General features: G+C 59.5%; 22 protein-coding genes. 20 read left to right on the plus strand and 2 right to left on the minus strand.

Annotation, left to right across the window (positions count from 1 at the left end; genetic code table 11):
* The first annotated feature begins 21 nt into the window (after positions 1–21).
* On the plus strand, positions 22–861 hold the full coding sequence (locus AC07U5_RS03845; RefSeq protein ID WP_494722341.1) for an MBL fold metallo-hydrolase: 840 nt from the start codon (positions 22–24) through the stop codon (positions 859–861).
* A gap of 90 nt (positions 862–951) precedes the next feature.
* On the opposite strand, the gene AC07U5_RS03850 is transcribed toward AC07U5_RS03845, so the two are convergent.
* Positions 952–1,455, minus strand: coding sequence for a pyridoxamine 5'-phosphate oxidase family protein (locus AC07U5_RS03850; RefSeq protein WP_494722342.1), 504 nt, complete (start codon positions 1,453–1,455; stop codon positions 952–954).
* A gap of 205 nt (positions 1,456–1,660) precedes the next feature.
* Between AC07U5_RS03850 and AC07U5_RS03855 the strand changes: the two genes are divergently transcribed.
* Positions 1,661–2,407, plus strand: coding sequence for a YebC/PmpR family DNA-binding transcriptional regulator (locus AC07U5_RS03855; protein ID WP_062427939.1), 747 nt, complete (start codon positions 1,661–1,663; stop codon positions 2,405–2,407).
* A 133-nt stretch (positions 2,408–2,540) separates the two neighbouring features.
* Here AC07U5_RS03855 and AC07U5_RS03860 read toward each other — a convergent pair whose 3' ends face one another.
* Positions 2,541–3,542, minus strand: a complete 1,002-nt coding sequence (locus AC07U5_RS03860) for an LLM class flavin-dependent oxidoreductase (protein WP_440611679.1) — start codon at positions 3,540–3,542, stop codon at positions 2,541–2,543.
* 211 nt (positions 3,543–3,753) lie between these two features.
* Between AC07U5_RS03860 and ruvC the strand changes: the two genes are divergently transcribed.
* The 18 genes from ruvC to tilS all read left to right on the plus strand — a co-directional run bounded on the left by ruvC (position 3,754) and on the right by tilS (position 17,469).
* A complete protein-coding gene (gene ruvC, locus AC07U5_RS03865; RefSeq protein WP_112358521.1) occupies positions 3,754–4,266 on the plus strand; it encodes a crossover junction endodeoxyribonuclease RuvC in 513 nt (170 codons plus the stop codon).
* A gap of 51 nt (positions 4,267–4,317) precedes the next feature.
* A complete protein-coding gene (gene ruvA / locus AC07U5_RS03870; protein ID WP_111849624.1) occupies positions 4,318–4,935 on the plus strand; it encodes a Holliday junction branch migration protein RuvA in 618 nt (205 codons plus the stop codon).
* Between the two features lie 75 nt (positions 4,936–5,010).
* Positions 5,011–5,292 carry an AbrB/MazE/SpoVT family DNA-binding domain-containing protein gene (locus tag AC07U5_RS03875; RefSeq protein ID WP_062439812.1) on the plus strand — a complete coding sequence of 94 codons (282 nt, stop codon included), beginning with the start codon at positions 5,011–5,013 and terminating at the stop codon, positions 5,290–5,292.
* Positions 5,289–5,693, plus strand: coding sequence for a type II toxin-antitoxin system VapC family toxin (locus AC07U5_RS03880; RefSeq protein WP_494722343.1), 405 nt, complete (start codon positions 5,289–5,291; stop codon positions 5,691–5,693). Before AC07U5_RS03875 ends, AC07U5_RS03880 begins: the two co-directional genes overlap by 4 nt.
* Positions 5,690–6,730, plus strand: coding sequence for a Holliday junction branch migration DNA helicase RuvB (gene ruvB / locus AC07U5_RS03885; protein ID WP_062598848.1), 1,041 nt, complete (start codon positions 5,690–5,692; stop codon positions 6,728–6,730). Before AC07U5_RS03880 ends, ruvB begins: the two co-directional genes overlap by 4 nt.
* Before the next feature lie 2 nt (positions 6,731–6,732).
* Positions 6,733–7,626 (plus strand): metallophosphoesterase, encoded by an 894-nt coding sequence (locus AC07U5_RS03890; RefSeq protein ID WP_494722344.1) that lies wholly within the window; start codon positions 6,733–6,735, stop codon positions 7,624–7,626.
* 54 nt (positions 7,627–7,680) lie between these two features.
* The gene (locus AC07U5_RS03895; RefSeq protein WP_494722345.1) at positions 7,681–7,899 is read left to right on the plus strand and encodes a hypervirulence associated TUDOR domain-containing protein; all 219 of its coding nucleotides are present in this window, start codon (positions 7,681–7,683) and stop codon (positions 7,897–7,899) included.
* 84 nt (positions 7,900–7,983) lie between these two features.
* Positions 7,984–8,550, plus strand: coding sequence for a DinB family protein (locus AC07U5_RS03900; RefSeq protein WP_113327457.1), 567 nt, complete (start codon positions 7,984–7,986; stop codon positions 8,548–8,550).
* Positions 8,551–8,565: 15 nt separating this feature from the next.
* Positions 8,566–9,078 carry an NUDIX hydrolase gene (locus AC07U5_RS03905; RefSeq protein ID WP_494722346.1) on the plus strand — a complete coding sequence of 171 codons (513 nt, stop codon included), beginning with the start codon at positions 8,566–8,568 and terminating at the stop codon, positions 9,076–9,078.
* Positions 9,075–9,599 (plus strand): NUDIX hydrolase, encoded by a 525-nt coding sequence (locus AC07U5_RS03910; RefSeq protein ID WP_494722347.1) that lies wholly within the window; start codon positions 9,075–9,077, stop codon positions 9,597–9,599. The genes AC07U5_RS03905 and AC07U5_RS03910 overlap by 4 nt, the downstream gene beginning before the upstream one ends.
* The gene (gene ybgC / locus AC07U5_RS03915) at positions 9,592–10,032 is read left to right on the plus strand and encodes a tol-pal system-associated acyl-CoA thioesterase (RefSeq protein WP_062427951.1); all 441 of its coding nucleotides are present in this window, start codon (positions 9,592–9,594) and stop codon (positions 10,030–10,032) included. The genes AC07U5_RS03910 and ybgC overlap by 8 nt, the downstream gene beginning before the upstream one ends.
* Positions 10,033–10,297: 265 nt before the next feature.
* Entirely contained in the window at positions 10,298–11,017 is a 720-nt protein-coding gene (tolQ, locus tag AC07U5_RS03920) for a protein TolQ (protein ID WP_062427952.1), read from the plus strand.
* Positions 11,018–11,051: 34 nt separating this feature from the next.
* On the plus strand, positions 11,052–11,513 hold the full coding sequence (gene tolR / locus AC07U5_RS03925) for a protein TolR (protein WP_062427953.1): 462 nt from the start codon (positions 11,052–11,054) through the stop codon (positions 11,511–11,513).
* Between the two features lie 8 nt (positions 11,514–11,521).
* Positions 11,522–12,706: a cell envelope integrity protein TolA gene (tolA, locus tag AC07U5_RS03930; protein ID WP_062427954.1), complete on the plus strand. Its 1,185-nt coding sequence runs from the start codon at positions 11,522–11,524 to the stop codon at positions 12,704–12,706.
* Between the two features lie 77 nt (positions 12,707–12,783).
* Positions 12,784–14,097: a Tol-Pal system beta propeller repeat protein TolB gene (tolB, locus tag AC07U5_RS03935; RefSeq protein WP_062427955.1), complete on the plus strand. Its 1,314-nt coding sequence runs from the start codon at positions 12,784–12,786 to the stop codon at positions 14,095–14,097.
* Between the two features lie 312 nt (positions 14,098–14,409).
* Positions 14,410–14,946 (plus strand): peptidoglycan-associated lipoprotein Pal, encoded by a 537-nt coding sequence (gene pal / locus AC07U5_RS03940; RefSeq protein WP_062427956.1) that lies wholly within the window; start codon positions 14,410–14,412, stop codon positions 14,944–14,946.
* Positions 14,947–15,103: 157 nt separating this feature from the next.
* The gene (gene ybgF / locus AC07U5_RS03945) at positions 15,104–16,120 is read left to right on the plus strand and encodes a tol-pal system protein YbgF (RefSeq protein ID WP_062427957.1); all 1,017 of its coding nucleotides are present in this window, start codon (positions 15,104–15,106) and stop codon (positions 16,118–16,120) included.
* A gap of 20 nt (positions 16,121–16,140) precedes the next feature.
* Complete coding sequence (gene tilS / locus AC07U5_RS03950) at positions 16,141–17,469, plus strand: tRNA lysidine(34) synthetase TilS (RefSeq protein WP_494722348.1); 1,329 nt, start codon at positions 16,141–16,143, stop codon at positions 17,467–17,469.
* The last annotated feature ends 28 nt before the right edge of the window (positions 17,470–17,497 follow it).

Consider the following 17,497-nt stretch of genomic DNA (forward strand, 5'->3'; position numbering starts at 1 on the left):
GCCTTTCCGGGGAGTGGTGCCATGCCTCGCATGTTCATGCCTGCATTGATCGCCATGCTGTTCAGCGCCGCTTCCGTCGCGGCGCAGGAGCCTCCCGATCGACCGCCCGTCAGCCAGTGCCAGGCGATCGCGCAGGCTCTTCCCCGCGTCACGTTTGCGAGCTTCAAGCCGACCGATGTCAAGAAGGCCCAGTTGAGCGACCGCGAGGAGGTGAAGATCCAGTATATCGGGCATTCGACCTACACCATCGAGTCGCCGGAAGGGGTGGTAATTGCCACCGATTATAATGGCGTCTATCGCCCACCGGTCATGCCGACCGTGGCGACGATGAACAATGCGCACACCACCCATTACACGCTCTCGCCGGAGCCTGAGATCAAATATGTGCTGCATGGCTGGAGCGATGTGCCGGGTGAAAAGGCCGTGCACAAGCTGGAAGTGGGCGACGTCTATATCCGCAACGTCACCTCGGATATCCGCAACCGCTGGGGCGGCGGCGGCCTGCTGACGAAGGACGGCAATTCGATCTTCATTTTCGAAGTGGCGGGCTTGTGCATTGGCCATCTCGGACACCTGCATTACGAGCTGACGGAAACCCAATATGCGGAGATCGGCAGGCTGGATGTGCTGATGGTGCCGGTGGATGGTGGGTTGACGATGGGCGCCGATAGCATGAGCCGGATCGTGAAACGGCTGCGCTCTGCGCTTATCCTGCCGATGCACCAGCCGAGCGCGCTCGAGCGGTTTCTCGTCGCCTTCGGCCCGCAGTTCAAGATTGCCTATGCCAGCGATCCGGTGATCCGCGTTTCGATGCGCAATCTTCCCAAGCAGCCGCAGATCCTTGTGCCGCAGGGCATGTAGCCGCATTGGCGCAGAAAGGTCATACCTCAAAGCAAAAACGCCGCGCGTCATGAGGATGCACAGCGTTTCTCAAACAGCTATGGGTCAGGATCAGGCGAAGGTCAGGTGCTGACGAACGCCGACATCCGGCATCTTTCCATCAGACATATTGGCCTTGGCGATTTCCCAGCCGAATTTCAGCGTGCTGTCGGTCGAGGCCCAGATATCGGCATCGTCCACGTGAAGAGCCAGCATGACGAGCTGCGGGTCGCTCTTGCCGTGCTCATACCAGGCGGCGGTGACGGAGTTCCAGTATTCGTCGAGCTTGGTCTTGTCGTCGCGCACTTCCAGCTTGCCGGACAGGCAGGCGTGATAATCATGATCCTTGCCGATGACACAGAAGTGGGCACGCGAACCGGACTTCAGCGACTGAACAAGGTCGGTATCCTTCTTGGAGAAGAACCAGATGGTGTTGGTCTTCGGATCGGCATGCGGTGCCATGGGCTGCATGTGGTTGTGGAGACCTTCCAGACCCAGCATGCCTGCATGGACGGAATTGATCTCGTCCCAAAGCTGACGGGCGGGTTGTTCGCGTGCTTCAGTCAGACTTACCATTCAGTGATCTCCTTGCGGTTCCTGTTCCTTCCGGCAGCGATCCGGTCATGATCGCGCCGCCTGTGATCACAACGGCGGGAGAGGATTTCTGTTCCTTGCAGCGCTGTCATGTGGATGCGAGAAGAAGGGGGTTACGGGCTTGAACAGCCGCGCCATCGCACTTATAAGGCCCACAATCCAAACAAACGATCCGATCAGGGGTGCCATGGCTGGCCATTCACAGTTCAAGAACATCATGCATCGCAAGGGGAAACAGGATTCGATCCGTTCGAAGATGTTCTCCAAGCTTGCGCGTGAAATCACCGTTGCAGCCAAGTCCGGTCTTCCGGACCCGACCATGAATGCTGCTCTTCGCCTGGCCGTGCAGAACGCCAAGGCGCAGTCCATGCCGAAGGACAATATCGACCGCGCCATCAAGAAGGCGTCCGGCGCGGATGCGGAAAACTACGATTCCGTTCGCTACGAAGGCTACGGCCCGGGCGGCACGGCGGTCATCGTCGAAGCGCTGACGGATAACCGCAACCGCACGGCATCCAACATCCGCTCGATCTTCACCAAGGCCGGCGGCGCACTTGGCGAAACCGGTTCGGTTTCCTTCTCCTTCGATCGCGTTGGCGAAATCACCTACAAGGCGTCGGTCGGCGATGCGGACAAGGTGATGGAAGCGGCGATCGAAGCCGGTGCCGAAGACGTGGAAAGCAGCGAAGACGGCCACACGATCATCTGCGGCTTCGAAGACATCAACGAAGTTTCCAAGGCGCTTGAAGCCACCCTCGGCGAAGCCGACAGCGTCAAGGCCGTCTGGCGTCCGCAGAACACCGTTCCGGTGGATGAGGAAAAGGCGCAGTCGCTGATGAAGCTGATCGACAACCTCGAAGACGATGACGACGTGCAGAACGTCTATTCGAACTTCGAAGTGTCCGAAGAAGTCATGGCGAAGCTGTCAGCCTGATACTCTCGGGTTCCGTTCGATTTGAGGACGGCAATCGAAAGCGACAGATGCTAAGTACAAAAGGCCGGATTTGCTCCGGCCTTTTTCAATTTCAATGATGATAGTGGTAGAGGAGTGTTAGAACACAGTCGGCTCAGGCCGCCTTTTTCACACCTTCCCGTACCTCGGCGAAAACCTCGACAGACCGCAGCCGCTTGTTGATGTCGTGGATCGGCATGGAAACAATCAATTCATCCGCGCCGGTCTCGCCCAGGAACTGCTGGAGTTTGCGATCGATGGTCGCGTGCGAGCCGACGGCGGCGTAACGCAGCGTATGTTCGACGGTGATGCGCTCCATGTCATTCCAGTAGCCGTCCATGCTCTCGACCGGCCGGGGGAAGGGCGTGCGGACGTTCTTGCGCAGATTGACGAATTGCTGCTGGGCCGAGGTGAAGAGATGCCGGGCTTCCTCATCCGTGTCCGCACCGACGCCCATGATGCCCACCATGACATAGGGCTCCGAAAGCGTTGCAGACGGCTGGAAGCGCTCGCGGTAGATGGCTATGGCATCCATCAGCATATCCGGCGCGAAATGCGAGGCGAAGGAATAGGGCAGGCCAAGCGCTGCGGCCAGATGCGCGCTGTAGATGCTGGAGCCCAACAGCCAGATCGGCACATTGGAGTTCACGCCCGGCACGGCAAGGATCGCCTGATCCGGTTCGGGCGCACCGAGATAGCGCTGAAGCTCGACGATATCATGCGGGAAGTTCTCGGCCCCGGCATCGAGATTGCGGCGAAGCGCACGCGCCGTGCGCATATCCGTTCCCGGTGCGCGGCCAAGTCCGAGATCGACACGACCCGGCAGAAGAGCGGCAAGCGTGCCGAACTGTTCAGCGATCACCAGTGGAGAGTGGTTAGGCAGCATGACGCCGCCCGAGCCGACGCGGATGCGCGAGGTTGCGGCACCCACGTGGGCAATCACGATCGACGTTGCGGCACTTGCGATCCCCGGCATGCCGTGATGCTCGGCCAGCCAGAAACGCTCATAGCCGTGTTCTTCCGCCTTGATCGCCATGCGGCGGGAGTTATCGAGCGCCTGGCTTGCGTTCTCCCCATCGCCAATCGGCGACAGATCGAGAATGGAAAAGGGAATCATGGCATGCTCCTTCCGGCCTTTATTTAGGACCTTATTTAATGTGTAGCGTCGTGTTTGCCATCCTCGTCGCAGCGAATTGATCCATGGTTCAAAAAAACTGACGGCGTGAGCGTGGATGGCGATCCGCTGGCGCGGCGCATTTTCTCATTGAATGTTTTTGTTTTGTTCACTTATGGCTGGCAGGTTTCCTGACCAGACGGTAGGGTGAGACATGCAAAACGCGATTCGAATTATCGGCATTGATCCGGGGTTAAGGCGTACCGGCTGGGGCGTCATCGAGACGATCGGCAACAGCCTGCGTTTCGTGGCGTCCGGCACGGTGACGTCCGATGGCGACATGGACCTCGCCTCGCGCCTTTGTCAGTTGCATGACGGGCTGGCGGATGTCGTTCATTCCTATCAGCCTGATGAGGCGGCGGTGGAGCAGACCTTCGTCAACAAGGACGCGGTGGCGACCCTGAAGCTTGGCCAGGCGCGTGGCATTGCCATGCTCGTTCCCGCCCGTGCGGGCCTGCACGTGTCCGAATATGCGCCGAATGCGGTGAAGAAGGCGGTGATCGGTGTGGGTCACGGTGAAAAGCAGCAGATCCACATGATGCTGAAAATCCTGATGCCGAAGGCCGAGTTCAAGGGTAATGACGCCGCCGATGCCCTGGCGATTGCCATCTGCCATGCCCATAACCGCGGGGGCGACCGGATGCGCCGGCTCCTTGCTGCGGGCTAAGCGGGCGTTCTTCGGCTTTTCAACTCTTTCTCAAACATCACGGACGCGACGATGATTGGCAAACTCAAAGGCACCATAGAGGAAATCGGCGACGACTACGTTCTCGTTGACGTCCATGGCGTCTGCTACGTGGCGCATTGTTCGGCGCGCACTTTGTCCAGGCTTGGTTCCGCGGGCGAGGCAGTGGTGCTGTTCATCGAGACCTATGTGCGCGAGGACCAGTTGAAGCTTTTCGGCTTCATGAGCGCTCTTGAGCGCGAGTGGTTCAATCTGTTGCAGAGCGTGCAGGGTGTGGGCTCCAAGGTGGCGCTTGCGGTGCTCTCCACCCTCTCGCCGTCCGAACTCGCCAACGCCATCGCACTGCAGGACAAGGCTGTTGTCTCCCGCGCACCCGGCGTTGGCCCGAAGGTTGCGATCCGCATCGTCACCGAATTGCGCAACAAGGCGCCGGCCTTTGCCGGAGAAGCGGCAGGTGCCATCGGTCTCAAGCAGGAGATCGGCGAAGGCGCGGCACCCGCACCTGTGGCCGATGCCGTCTCGGCTTTGACCAATCTCGGCTATTCGCGCGATCAGGCCGCCAACGCCGTGGCCGCCGCCTTGAAGAATGGTGGTGAGGGTGGCGATAGCGCCAAGCTGATCCGATTGGGCTTGAAGGAGCTTTCGCGATAAATCGGACATTTGTGTTTTTGGCGGATGAATGATAATATTTCCGCCATATGAATTTTTTTCTTACGGGTGCTTATAATGGGATGGGAAGTTGTCGTCTCGTCGAAGGGGCAGGTGACGTTGCCGAAAGACATGCGTGAAGCGCTCGACCTCAGGCCCGGTGATCAGGTCGTCTACTCAATCATCGATGGCGAAGTGGTACTGACGCCCAAGAATGTTGATTTCAATGATCTCGCTGGCCTTTTGGGTAAGCCTCCCAAGGGCCGTGCCACCCTGGAAGAGATAGACGAGACCGTCAGCAAGGCTGCAGGCCATAACGTCGTCGATACCGACGATGATCAGGCGGATGCCGCTGCATGATGGTCTATGGCGTGGATACGAACGTCGTTCTTCGTCTTTTCGTTGATGATGAACCAGGCCAAAGGGAAGCAGCGCTGCGCTTCGGAGCAGGGATTGGCCGCGACTACACTGTCTTCGTAACGCTTCTCACTCTGATCGAGCTCAGTTGGGCTTTGAAGTCACAATACGGTTTCGATCGCCGACAGATCAGCTTGGCCGTTCGAAAGTTGCTACACACAAGGGGTTTGGTTGTTGAAGGGCACGATAAGGTCGTGAAAGCTGTCCGTCTGGTTGAGCGCCATAATGCCGACTTCACGGACGCGCTTATCGCGTGTCAGTCGCTCGGCGAAGGCTGCAAAACGATCTACACCTTCGACATCAAGGCGGCGCGGAAAATACCCGGAATGGAACTTTTGACATGAGTGAGGCTGCACGGCTGATATCTTCTGAGAAGCGCGGCGAGGATATCGATACGACGCTGCGCCCGCAGACGCTGGATGATTTTACCGGCCAGGCGGAGGCGCGCGCCAATCTGAAGATTTTCATCGAGGCAGCGAAGAACCGCGGCGAGGCGCTGGACCACGTGCTCTTCGTCGGCCCGCCAGGCCTCGGCAAGACGACGCTGGCGCAGATCATGGCGAAGGAGCTTGGGGTTAACTTCAAGTCCACATCCGGCCCGGTCATCGCCAAGGCGGGTGATCTTGCAGCGCTTTTGACGAACCTTGAAGAGCGCGACGTTCTGTTCATCGACGAAATCCACCGGCTGAGCCCGGCGGTGGAGGAAATCCTCTATCCGGCGATGGAGGATTTCCAGCTTGATCTGATCATTGGCGAGGGGCCTGCGGCGCGCTCGGTGAAGATCGATCTGTCGAAATTTACTCTCGTTGCCGCCACCACGCGCCTTGGTCTTCTGACCACGCCGCTTCGCGACCGTTTCGGCATTCCGGTGCGGCTCTCGTTCTACACAGTGGATGAGCTGGAACTGATCGTGCGCCGCGGTGCGCGTTTGATGGGTCTGCCGATGACGGATGAGGGCGCGCGCGAAGTTGCGCGCCGCGCGCGCGGAACGCCGCGTATTGCCGGGCGCCTGTTGCGCCGCGTGCGCGACTTTGCCGAAGTGGCGCGCGCCGAAGCCGTGACCCGCGAAATTGCCGATCAGGCGCTGACGCGGCTTCTGGTCGACAATATGGGTCTCGATCAGCTGGATATGCGCTATCTGACGATGATCGCAGTGAATTTCGGCGGCGGGCCAGTCGGCATTGAAACCATCGCAGCCGGTCTCTCAGAGCCCCGCGATGCAATCGAAGATATCATCGAGCCCTATATGATCCAGCAGGGATTTATCCAGAGAACGCCGCGTGGCCGTATTTTGACCGCGACAGCGTGGAAGCATCTCGGTATGCAGCCGCCTAAGGATCTGGAAGCGGCGCAGTTTCGCCTATCTCTCGAGGACGAGTAAATTTGATCACGCGTCGAGCGCTTCTTAAAATGGCCGCGACTGCCAGCGCAGGCTTCTTTTCTCTTGGGGCCTATGCAGGTGGTGTCGAACCGATGCTGCGGCTTGCCACGACGCGCTATCGCATCACCCCACCCAACTGGCCGGCCGGGCAGAGCCTGCGCCTCGTCATCCTGGCCGATGTGCATGCCTGCGAACCGTGGATGTCGACGGAACGGATTTCGGGCATCGCCAACTATGCCAATACTCTTGGCGGGGATATCATTCTGCTGCTTGGCGACTATGTCACCGGCATGCAACGCTTCATCACCGATATCGTCCCGCCGGTGGAATGGGCAAAGGCGCTTTCGGGGCTAACCGCACCCTATGGCGTTCACGCCGTGTGCGGCAATCATGACTGGGCGCAGGATGCAGAAGCCCAGAGGCTGCGGCTGAAGGAAACCGTGTCGCACAGGGCGCTTCGCGCTGTCGGTATTACCGTTCATTCCAACACCGCGATCCGAACGGGGAGCGAAGAGCACCCCTTCTGGATTGCTGGACTTGAGGATCAGTGGGCGTTTCGCGAAAGTGGCGAGGCTGTTGGGCTCGACGATCTTCCTGGAACGATGGCGCAGATCACCGATGACGCGCCGATCATCATGATGGCCCATGAGCCGGACATTTTCCCAACGATCCCGGAGCGCGTGTCACTCACCCTGTCAGGTCACACGCATGGCGGGCAGGTCAATCTCTTCGGCTGGAGACCCGTCGTTCCCTCGCTCTTCGGCGAGCGATATGCCTATGGGCACAAGGTGGAGAACAATCGCCATCTGGTCGTATCCGGCGGGCTTGGTTGTTCGGGCGCGCCGATCCGCTTCATGTCGCCGCCGGAAATCGTCGTGATCGATCTGGTCGGCTGACGGAACCAGATGACCGTCACCGCCTTTTCCCGTTCTTTCAATGGGAGAAGCCGCATGACGACATATCGCAAGGGCACCAAGGTCAGCTGGAAGTGGGGCAATGGCAAGGGCGAGGGCAAGGTGGCCGAAAGCTTCACCGAGGATGTCGAACGCAAGATCGACGGCTCGACGATCAAGCGCAAGGCGAGCAAGGATGAGCCTGCCTATCTGATCGAGCAGGAAGATGGCGGCAAAGTTCTGAAGAGCCATTCGGAGCTCGACAATGCGAGCTGAGCCGACACCTCGCCACCGCTGATGAAAAAGGCTCAAGGCGCGATCGCCTCGGGCCTTCAGCCGATATGCAAAAGGGGTGGCGAGATGACCTATGATTCAACGCGGATATTCAAAAAGCTGGCGCGCAACAACAGGCTTGCCAATCTGCGCCTGCACCACGCCTGTCTTCAATTAACCGCTGATGAGTTGGTGGCACCGCGCACCAGCTTTTTTCCGACGATCCGCAAAACGCTGAACCACATCTACCTGGTGGATCTCTTCTATCTCGATGCGATGAAGGGCGGATCGTTGGGGCATAGCGTTTTCGGCGAGCCTGAGCCCTATAGCGACATGGCCTCCTTGGCAGAGGCGCAAGCGGCACTCGACATGGATCTGATCGCTTTTGTCGACGGTATCGACGGGGACGGGCTTGCCGCCACGGTCCATGTTCACCGGGGTGAGCGGGTACAGCAGGATCGCTGTGACGATATTCTTTCGCATCTCTTTCAGCACCAGACGCACCATCGTGGTCAGGTTCATGCGATGCTGTCCGGCACGCGCCTCAAGCCGCCACAGCTGGATGAATTTATCGTCGGTGACGATGCGCCTGTTCGCAAAAAGGAATTACAGGCATTAGGATGGACGGAAACTGATTTGCTGTTTCCTGTTTAATCCTTTGGACGCCTGATGGTCGAAGACACTCGTATTCGCATGAAATTCAAGCCGAAGCGCATTTTCCAGATGCGCGTGGCAGGCATCGCCTTTCGCAACGGCCATTTGCTGGTGCACCGCGCCACCCATGAGAAATTCTGGACCTTTCCCGGCGGACGCGCCGAGATGGGCGAGCGATCGGAAGAGACGCTGGCGCGCGAAATGGTGGAAGAACTGGGTGCCGAGGTATCCGTTGGGCGGCTGCTGTGGGTGGTGGAGAACTTCTTCCACTACGAGGGCAAGGACTGGCACGAGCTTGGTTTCTATTACCTGATGGACCTGCCCGAGAGCTTCCCATTCGATGAGGAAAAGATCGTCCACAGGGTTCAGGACGGCAAGAATGCGTTGGAATTTCGCTGGGCCAAGGCGACGACGCAGGCATTGACGGCACTCGACATCCCGCCCTATTTCATCGCCGCAGAGATCGAAAACTTGCCCGCCTCCACGCGCCACGTGGTCTGGGACGACGGCAATCTGGACGACAAATGAGCAATCCCCAACCGCGCCACATGATCCGGCTGGACCACAAGCCGCAGCTCTTCAGCTTTCGCGTGGCAGCCCTGATCTTCCATGAAGGCCATCTTCTGGTGAACCGGAGCGTGGCCGATCGGTACTGGGCGCTGCCGGGTGGCCGGGCCGAAATCGGGGAAAGCACCGAAGAGACGATCCTGCGCGAGATCGAGGAAGAGCTGCATGTGAAGGCGCGCATCGAGCGTCTTGTCTGGTCGGCAGAAAACTTCTTCACCTACGGCGACTATCAGGCGCATGAGATGGCCTTCTATTATCAAATCCGGCTGGAAGAGGCCTTTCCGTTTCATGAGAATGATATCATTCACCGCGTTGCCGATGGCGGCGAGGTGGAGTTCCGCTGGTTGCCCGCAACTGTGAAAGCCCTGCGGGAGAACGATCTCCGTCCCGCCTTCATTGCCGACAGTATCGAGATGCTGCCGGAGCGACATGAGCATGTGATCGTGCGCGAAGGCAATCAACCCAGGACAGACAATGACTGACATCACCGTTTCCCTTTCCGGCGAGCTGATCGAGCACGGCCACAGGCTGGTACAGCGGGTCTATTACGAGGACACGGATTTTTCCGGCCTCGTCTACCACGCGCGCTACCTTCATTTCCTCGAGCGCGGCCGCACCGACTATCTGCGCTGCCTTGGCTGTGAGCAGAGTGCGCTTCTGACGGCGGATGAGGAGGGGCTGGTCTTCGTCGTTCACCGCATGGAGATCGACTTCAAGACACCGGCGCGAATGGATGATGTGCTGACCATCACCACCATCACCGAGAAGGCGGGTGGGGCAAAGATGGTGCTGAACCAGGAGATCCGTCGTGGCGAGACGCTGCTGGTCGCGGCGAAAGTGATCATTGCCGTCATCAACGCCAAAGGAAGACCAAGACGTCTGCCGGAGACGGTCGCGGAGAAGTTTTTGAAGTAAACCGGAGGGCGGGACAGAAAACCCGCCCGCAGCCCCATGTTTCGTAACACTCCCTTAACCATAATGTAGTCTTACTGAAACGCCCGGTATTTGTGGGCTATGCGCCTTCCTTTTACCAAATTTACCGGCGAATAAGGCGTACTGGCACTTATCGGGGCAAAGGCGACGGGCTGGCGGATTCTCAACCGCGACGCTTAACGCATCAATGCGTGTTTGAATCGCCCGGTCATGCACCGGGCGTTTGGATTCGGGGATTGGAATATTTATGGAACAGGCAGGTTTGGCAGCGGCAACGCATGATGTGAGTCTTTGGGCACTGTTCATGCAGGCAGGACTCATCGTCAAGCTGGTGATGATCGGCCTCTTAGCCGCCTCGGTTTGGACGTGGGCCATCGTCATCGACAAATATATGAGCTTCACCAAGGCACGGCGCCAGTTCGATCAGTTCGAGCAGGTGTTCTGGTCCGGCCAGTCGCTTGAAGAGCTCTACCGCACCCTGGCCGAACGCCAGAATGGCGGCCTTGCGGCGATCTTCGTGGCCGCCATGCGCGAATGGAAGAAGTCCTTCGAGCGCGGCGCACGGTCTCCGATCGGTCTGCAGATGCGTATCGACCGGGCCATGGATGTGACGATGTCACGCGAAGCCGAGCAGTTCGAAGCGCGTCTCGGTTCGCTGGCAACGATCGGTTCTGCCGGTCCGTTCATCGGTCTGTTCGGTACGGTTGTCGGTATCATGACCTCGTTCCAGGCGATTGCCGGTTCGAAGTCCACCAACCTTGCGGTCGTGGCGCCCGGTATTGCCGAAGCGCTTCTGGCAACCGCAATCGGCCTTGTGGCCGCTATTCCGGCGGTCATGGCCTACAACAAGTTCATGGCTGACGCGCACAAGCTTTCCTCGCGCATGGAAGGTTTTGCCGACGAGTTCTCCGCGATCCTGTCTCGCCAGATCGACGAGAAGCTGCAGACGCGTCAGGCCGCGCAGTAAAACGCAACGCCGAAAGCCAGTGGAGTAAAACGCGATGGGTATGTCAGCAGGCGGTAGCGGTGGTGGTTCGGGCGGTCGTCGCGGCCGTGGACGCGGTCGCCGTGGCGGTGGTGCGATCAGCGAAATCAACGTGACGCCACTCGTGGACGTCATGCTCGTGCTGCTCATCATCTTCATGGTGGCAGCACCGATGATGACGGTCGGTGTGCCGGTTGATCTGCCGCAGACCTCTGCCTCCGCTCTGAACTCGGAAACGCAGCCGATCACCATTTCGGTCAATGCCAATGGTCAGATCCATCTGCAGGAAACGCCGATCGAAGCGGCGGAAGTGGCGGACAAGCTGAAGGCGATCGCCACCACCGGATACAATGAACGCGTCTTCGTGCGTGCCGATTCCGTTGCCGCTTACGGCGTTGTCGCGGATGTCATGGCGCGTATCCAGGGTGCGGGCTTCAAGAATATCGGCCTCGTAACGCAACAGAAACAGGACAATTGACCTCGGCGATGAAGGGTAGCATTACCACATCTGCGATCGTGCACGCCTCGCTGCTGGCCTTTGCCCTTGTGTCTCTGGGCTCGCCGGCACCGCTCGAGGTGTCTCAGGCCGAGTCGATGCCTGTCGAACTCGTGTCCGTCGAAGAAATGACGCAGATCCAGCAGGGTGACAAGAAGGCGCCGAAGGCGGAGAAATCCGCCCCTGTTCCGACGACGCGTCCCGACACCGTGCCCAATGCGCAGAATGTCGGCAACAACAATGCCGACCTCGATGCGCCGCCGACGCCAACCGAAAAGCCCAACAACAATGACAGTGCTGCCGCTCCGCCCAAGCAGGAGCAGCCAGCACCCGTGGTCGATACCAATCCGAACGACGTCAAGGACATCGTGAAGGAAGAGACCGCGCCGAAGCCGCAGGAAATGGCGGCCCTTCCACAGCCGAAGCCTGAAATCGCGACGCCGCCCAAGCCCGCCGAGCCACCGCCTGCCGAGCAGAAGGCCGAAGAGCCGCCGCCGCAGAACCAGGAACCGGCAGAAATTGCCGTGCCGCAGAACGTGCCGCGCCCCAATGCGCGTCCGCAGCCGCCGGAACAGAAGCCGGAGCCGCCAAAGCCCGAGCCGCAGAAGCCGGCTGAGCAGAAGCCTGCGGAAAAGCCGACTGAAAAGAAGACCGACCAGGCCAAGGCCAATGAAAAGCCTTCCGACAAGAAGGTCTCCGATCGCAAGCAGGAAACGGCAAAGGCTGCCGCGACCCAGCAGAGCGAGTTCAACGCCGATGAAATTTCTGCACTTCTCAACAAGCAGGCGCCTTCCGGCGGTGGCGCAAAGCGCTCCACCCAGACGGCAGCCCTTGGTGGCAAGAAGACGATCGGCACGGGCCTGAGCGCCAGTGAGATGGATGCCCTGCGTGGGCAGATCTCCAAGAACTGGTCGATGGTCGCCGGCCTGACCGATGTGGCGCAGGTGGTCGTTGAAGTCCGCGTCCATCTCGACAGATCGGGTGAGATCGTCGGCCAGCTTGAGGTTTCGGCGACAGGCGGGCCGGACGGAACGCGCCGTGCGGTGGAAGGCAGCGCAAGGCGCGCCGTCACCCGGTCCGCGCCCTTCACCAATCTCCCACCGGATAAGTACGACGGTGAAAAAGGATGGAACACCTTGTTGTTGACGTTCACGCCGGAAGACTTCGGTGTCTAAGCAGCCGCTTTCGGCGCCGGCATCCGTATTCCAATCGATGTGCAACTTATGAAAAAAAAGCTGAAAGGCTTGTCTCGATGATCAAGTTCTCTTTCCTTCGCGCGATGATGGTGGCCTCCGGCCTCATCCTGTCGTTCGTTGCGATCACTCCAGCCAACGCGGAAGTTCGGCTCAATATCACCAAGGGCAATGTGCAGCCGCTGCCGATTGCGATCACCGATTTCATGTCGGGTGACGGCATCGGCGCGCAGGTTTCCGCTGTGGTTGCGGCGGACCTGCAGCGCTCCGGCCTGTTTGCGCCGATCAACAAGAGCGCCTTCATCGAAAAGATCAGCAATCCGGACCAGTCCCCACGCTTTGAAGACTGGAAGGTCATCAATGCCCAGGCACTGGTGACGGGCCGGGTGACGAAGGAGGCCGACGGCCGTCTTCGCGCCGAGTTCCGTCTGTGGGACACCTTTGCCGGCCAGCAGATGATGGGTCAGCAGTTCTTCACCCAGCCGGAAAACTGGCGCCGCGTCGCGCACATCATCGCTGATGCCATTTATGAGCGTATCACCGGCGAGAAGGGCTACTTCGACACCCGCGTCGTTTTCGTTTCCGAAAGCGGCCCGAAGCAGCAGCGCAAGCGCCAGCTGTCCATCATGGACCAGGATGGCTTCAACGTTCGCAACCTCACCAACACCAACGATCTGGTGCTGACGCCGCGCTTCTCGCCGAACCGGCAGGAAGTCACCTATATGTCGTTCGAAGGCAACCAGCCACGCGTTTACCTGCTGCAACTGGAAACCGGACAGCGTGAAGTCGTCGGCAACTTCCCGGGCATGACCTTCTCCCCGCGCTTTTCGCCGGATGGTCAGAAGGTGATCATGAGCCTCCAGCAGGAGGGCAATGCAAATATCTACACGATGGATCTGCGCTCGCGCACCACGACGCGTCTGACGAACACCGGGGCAATCGACACGGCACCGTCCTATTCGCCGGACGGCCAGCGCATCGCCTTTGAAAGCGACCGTGGCGGCCGCCAGCAGATCTATGTGATGAATGCCGATGGCTCGGGCCAGACGCGTATTTCCTTCGGCGACGGCTCCTACTCGACGCCGGTCTGGTCTCCGCGCGGCGATCTGATTGCCTTCACCAAGCAGTCGGGCGGCAAGTTCTCCATCGGCGTGATGAAGCCAGACGGTTCTGGCGAGCGCATTCTGACGTCCGGCTTCCACAATGAAGGACCGACCTGGGCGCCGAATGGACGAGTGCTGATGTTCTTCCGCCAGAATGCCGGCGCCGGTGGCCCGCAGCTCTATTCCATCGATCTGACAGGTTATAACGAGCAGATGGTCAAGACCCCGACCTATGCGTCCGACCCTGCCTGGTCGCCACTGCTTGACTAAAGCGTATCGCGATCGTTTAGATTCGCGTCTTGCGCATTAGGACTTGTTCTTTCGCATGTCGCTATCGCAAAGCCGCTGTACCGTTTTGCTTCGACCACGCCTGATGAATACCCGCCACAGCACCTCGAACCGGAGTTGTTGTGGCGGTTTTGTGGAGAATACCGGGAATGCGCCTCTTTCTTGCCGCAAAATGCTGTGAGGGAGCAGAAAAGTGGGACATTTCCGTTTTGTTAACCATAAGCGTTCGGGGGCCGTTAACCTCAATCGGTTAGCGTCTGGCAACGTTATCGAAATCCTAAGGAGAGACCGGCGATGAGCCGTACACAAACTTCGGCGCTTAGCCCAATGCAGAAAATCGCCCGCAATCCGGCTGTTATCGCTCTGACGCTTGCTCTGGCGCTTGCCGGTTGCGCGAACAAGAAGAACATGCCGAACAGCGCTGGCGAGCTTGGCCTCGGCGGTGGTGCTGGTTCCGCAACGCCTGGTTCGCAGCAGGACTTCACCGTCAATGTCGGCGACCGCATCTTCTTCGATACCGACTCTACCTCGATCCGCGCCGACGCACAGCAGACGCTGCAGCGCCAGGCCCAGTGGCTTGCTCGTTACCCGAACTACGCCATCACGGTTGAAGGCCATGCCGACGAACGCGGCACACGCGAATACAACCTGGCGCTCGGTGCACGCCGTGCAGCCGCCACCAAGGAATTCCTGGCATCCCAGGGTGTTCCGGCCAACCGCATGAAGACCATCTCCTACGGCAAGGAACGTCCGGTCGCCGTTTGCGACGACATCTCTTGCTGGTCGCAGAACCGCCGCGCGGTTACCGTTCTCGGTGGCGCAGGCATGTAATTGCCTCGCGCAATCGTGATGAAATTTGCAAAGGCGGCCCTCGGGTCGCCTTTCGTTTTTTTCATAGTTTGGCCGAAGTTAAGTTGCTTTTTCATCGCAGATGGAAAAAATCGCGAGTTGCGCCGCTGGGGCGCAAATCAATGAGACAGGAAGCACTATGAAGAAACTTGTCGTGGCGGGAATGCTGGGGCTTGCAGCCTGCACCGGCTTCAGCGGCACTGCAGTGTCGCAGCCGTTGTTTGGCTGGGGTGGGAACCCTAGCACGACCAATTCGCGGGCTCCGGTGGTCAATGTCCAGGCCAACGAGACCTACCGCGTACAGCAGCTTGAAGAGCAGATCCGTCAGTTGAACGGTCGTATCGAAGAGATGAGCTTCCAGCTTCTCCAGATGCAGGAAACCATTCGCAAGGCGCAGGAAGACAATGAGTACCGCTTCCAGGAACTGGAAGGCGGCGGCAAGTCCTCTGCACCGGCTGCGGCACCGAAGAAAAAGGCCGAGGCGGATCTTCCGCCTGCAGGCTCTTCCGCCGGTCCGTCTGACGATGTCGCAACAATTATCGGAGAGCCGTCCACCAACGGCGCTTCGGTGCCAGGCAGCGCAGCACCCACCGGTCCGCGGTCCAACGCGGCACCGGGCGAGACCACGCTTGGCTCGATCGAGCTCGATTCGCGTGGCCTGCCAGTTGGCGGCACGCTGAATTCCAGCGCCAACAATTCTGCAGGCGCGCTTCCAGGTGTAAGCACGGGTGGCAAGTCCACCAGCACCGATCCGGTCAATACCGCAGCGCTAACCAGCGAAAACGATATCTACCAGGCGGCTTACAGCCATGTGCTTGCTGGCGACTACAAGCAGGCGGAGCAGGGCTTCGAACAGTATATCCAAGGCTATCCCAATGGCTCGAAGGCGGCGGATGCCAGCTTCTGGCTTGGCGAAGCGCAATATTCGCAGGGTAAGTTTACTGCTGCGGCGAAGACCTTTCTCGACGGCCACAAGAATTACGGCAAGTCTCCCAAGGCGCCTGAAATGCTGCTGAAGCTCGGCATGTCGCTTGCCGCACTCGATAACAAAGACACCGCCTGCGCCACGCTGCGCGAAGTGCCGAAGCGCTACCCCAGCGCCTCCAAGACCGTTCTCGGCAAAGTTACCAGTGAACAGAAGCGCATCGGCTGCTGAGCCTGCTCGCAGCCCCCGCTATGGCACCCCTTTCTTCTCCGCTCGCGCCGATCGAGGCAGCACGGAATTTCCTAGAACGAATTTCAAAACCCGCCCTTCTTCTGGTGGCGATCTCAGGTGGAAGTGACTCTACCGGCCTTCTTCTCGCTCTTCACGAGGTTTTGCTTGTCTCCGGTCGAGACGATGTCCGGCTTCATGCCGTGACCATCGACCATGCATTGCGGCCCGAAGCGGCGGATGAAGCGCAAGCCGTTCAATTCTTGTGCTGCGGCCTGAATATTCCCCATGACATCCTTCGCTGGAATGACGAGAAGCCGAAAACAGGCATCTCCGCCGCAGCGCGGCTCGCGCGGTATCGGCTGATCGACGAGGTCGCCGGCAAGATCGGCGCAACAGCCATTGTGGTCGGGCACACGCTTGACGACCAGGGCGAAACGATCGCGATGCGTAGTCAACGAAGCGCGCAGGCTGGCATGCCCGGCCTCTCTGGCATGGCAGACGCGGTTCTCTACAATGCCCGCAATTGGGTGCTGCGCCCGTTCTTGAGCGTGCGGCGCGAGGATATTCGCGACTATCTCGCCGCCAAAGGGCAGGGCTGGTTCGATGACCCCAGCAACGAAGACGACACGTATGAGCGGGTGCGCGTGCGCAAGCTCTCAAAGGATGCCGAACCACCGTTCCTAGAGCCGTTGCTCGACAGGACGGAGCTTGCATCCCGCGCCGGGGCTTTTGTCTCCCATTCTGTGCAGGCTTATCCGGGGGGACTGATCAGGCTCAGCGCCGATTGTCTTGGCGATGATCCTACCGTCATCCGCTATGCACTGACCGCACTCGCTTGCGTTGCAGGCGGCAGAACCTATCCGCTTGCGGCGGAGAGCATGGACCGGGTGATGGCCTTCGTCACCGCTAAAGAGCCAGGCAGGCTGACGGCAGGGCGGGTCATCTTCGACCGGCGCAAGGATGGGTTATACCTGATGCGGGAGAACCGGGACGTGCCGACGATAATCGTTGCTCCCGGCGAGACCGCGAGGTGGGATGAGCGGTTCGAGATCGTCAACCGTTCCAAGGTTCCGGTGACTGTTTCCGGCGGGGCGGTTGCTCATGCAGAGGATGCCACGCCCACCGCCGTTCCGGCTGGCGTGCTGAAACGCGCGAAGCTTGCGCAGCCACGTGTTGCTCCGGAGGGTGCGGGGCAGGGGGAGGCTGATATGGGGTCGATCACCATGCGCCCATTGCTAGCGCCCTACGACCTGTTTCTCCCGCGCTTCGACCTCGATTTGGCCAACGCAATTGCGCTCAGTCTCGGGCGCGGCGTCTATCCAAGGCTTCCGCTGCAAAGTTTGTCGTAAATTTCGCAGAGTTTTTACCGCAAAACAC

The sequence above is a fragment of the Agrobacterium sp. GW821-FHT02D03 genome, assembly GCF_059421725.1.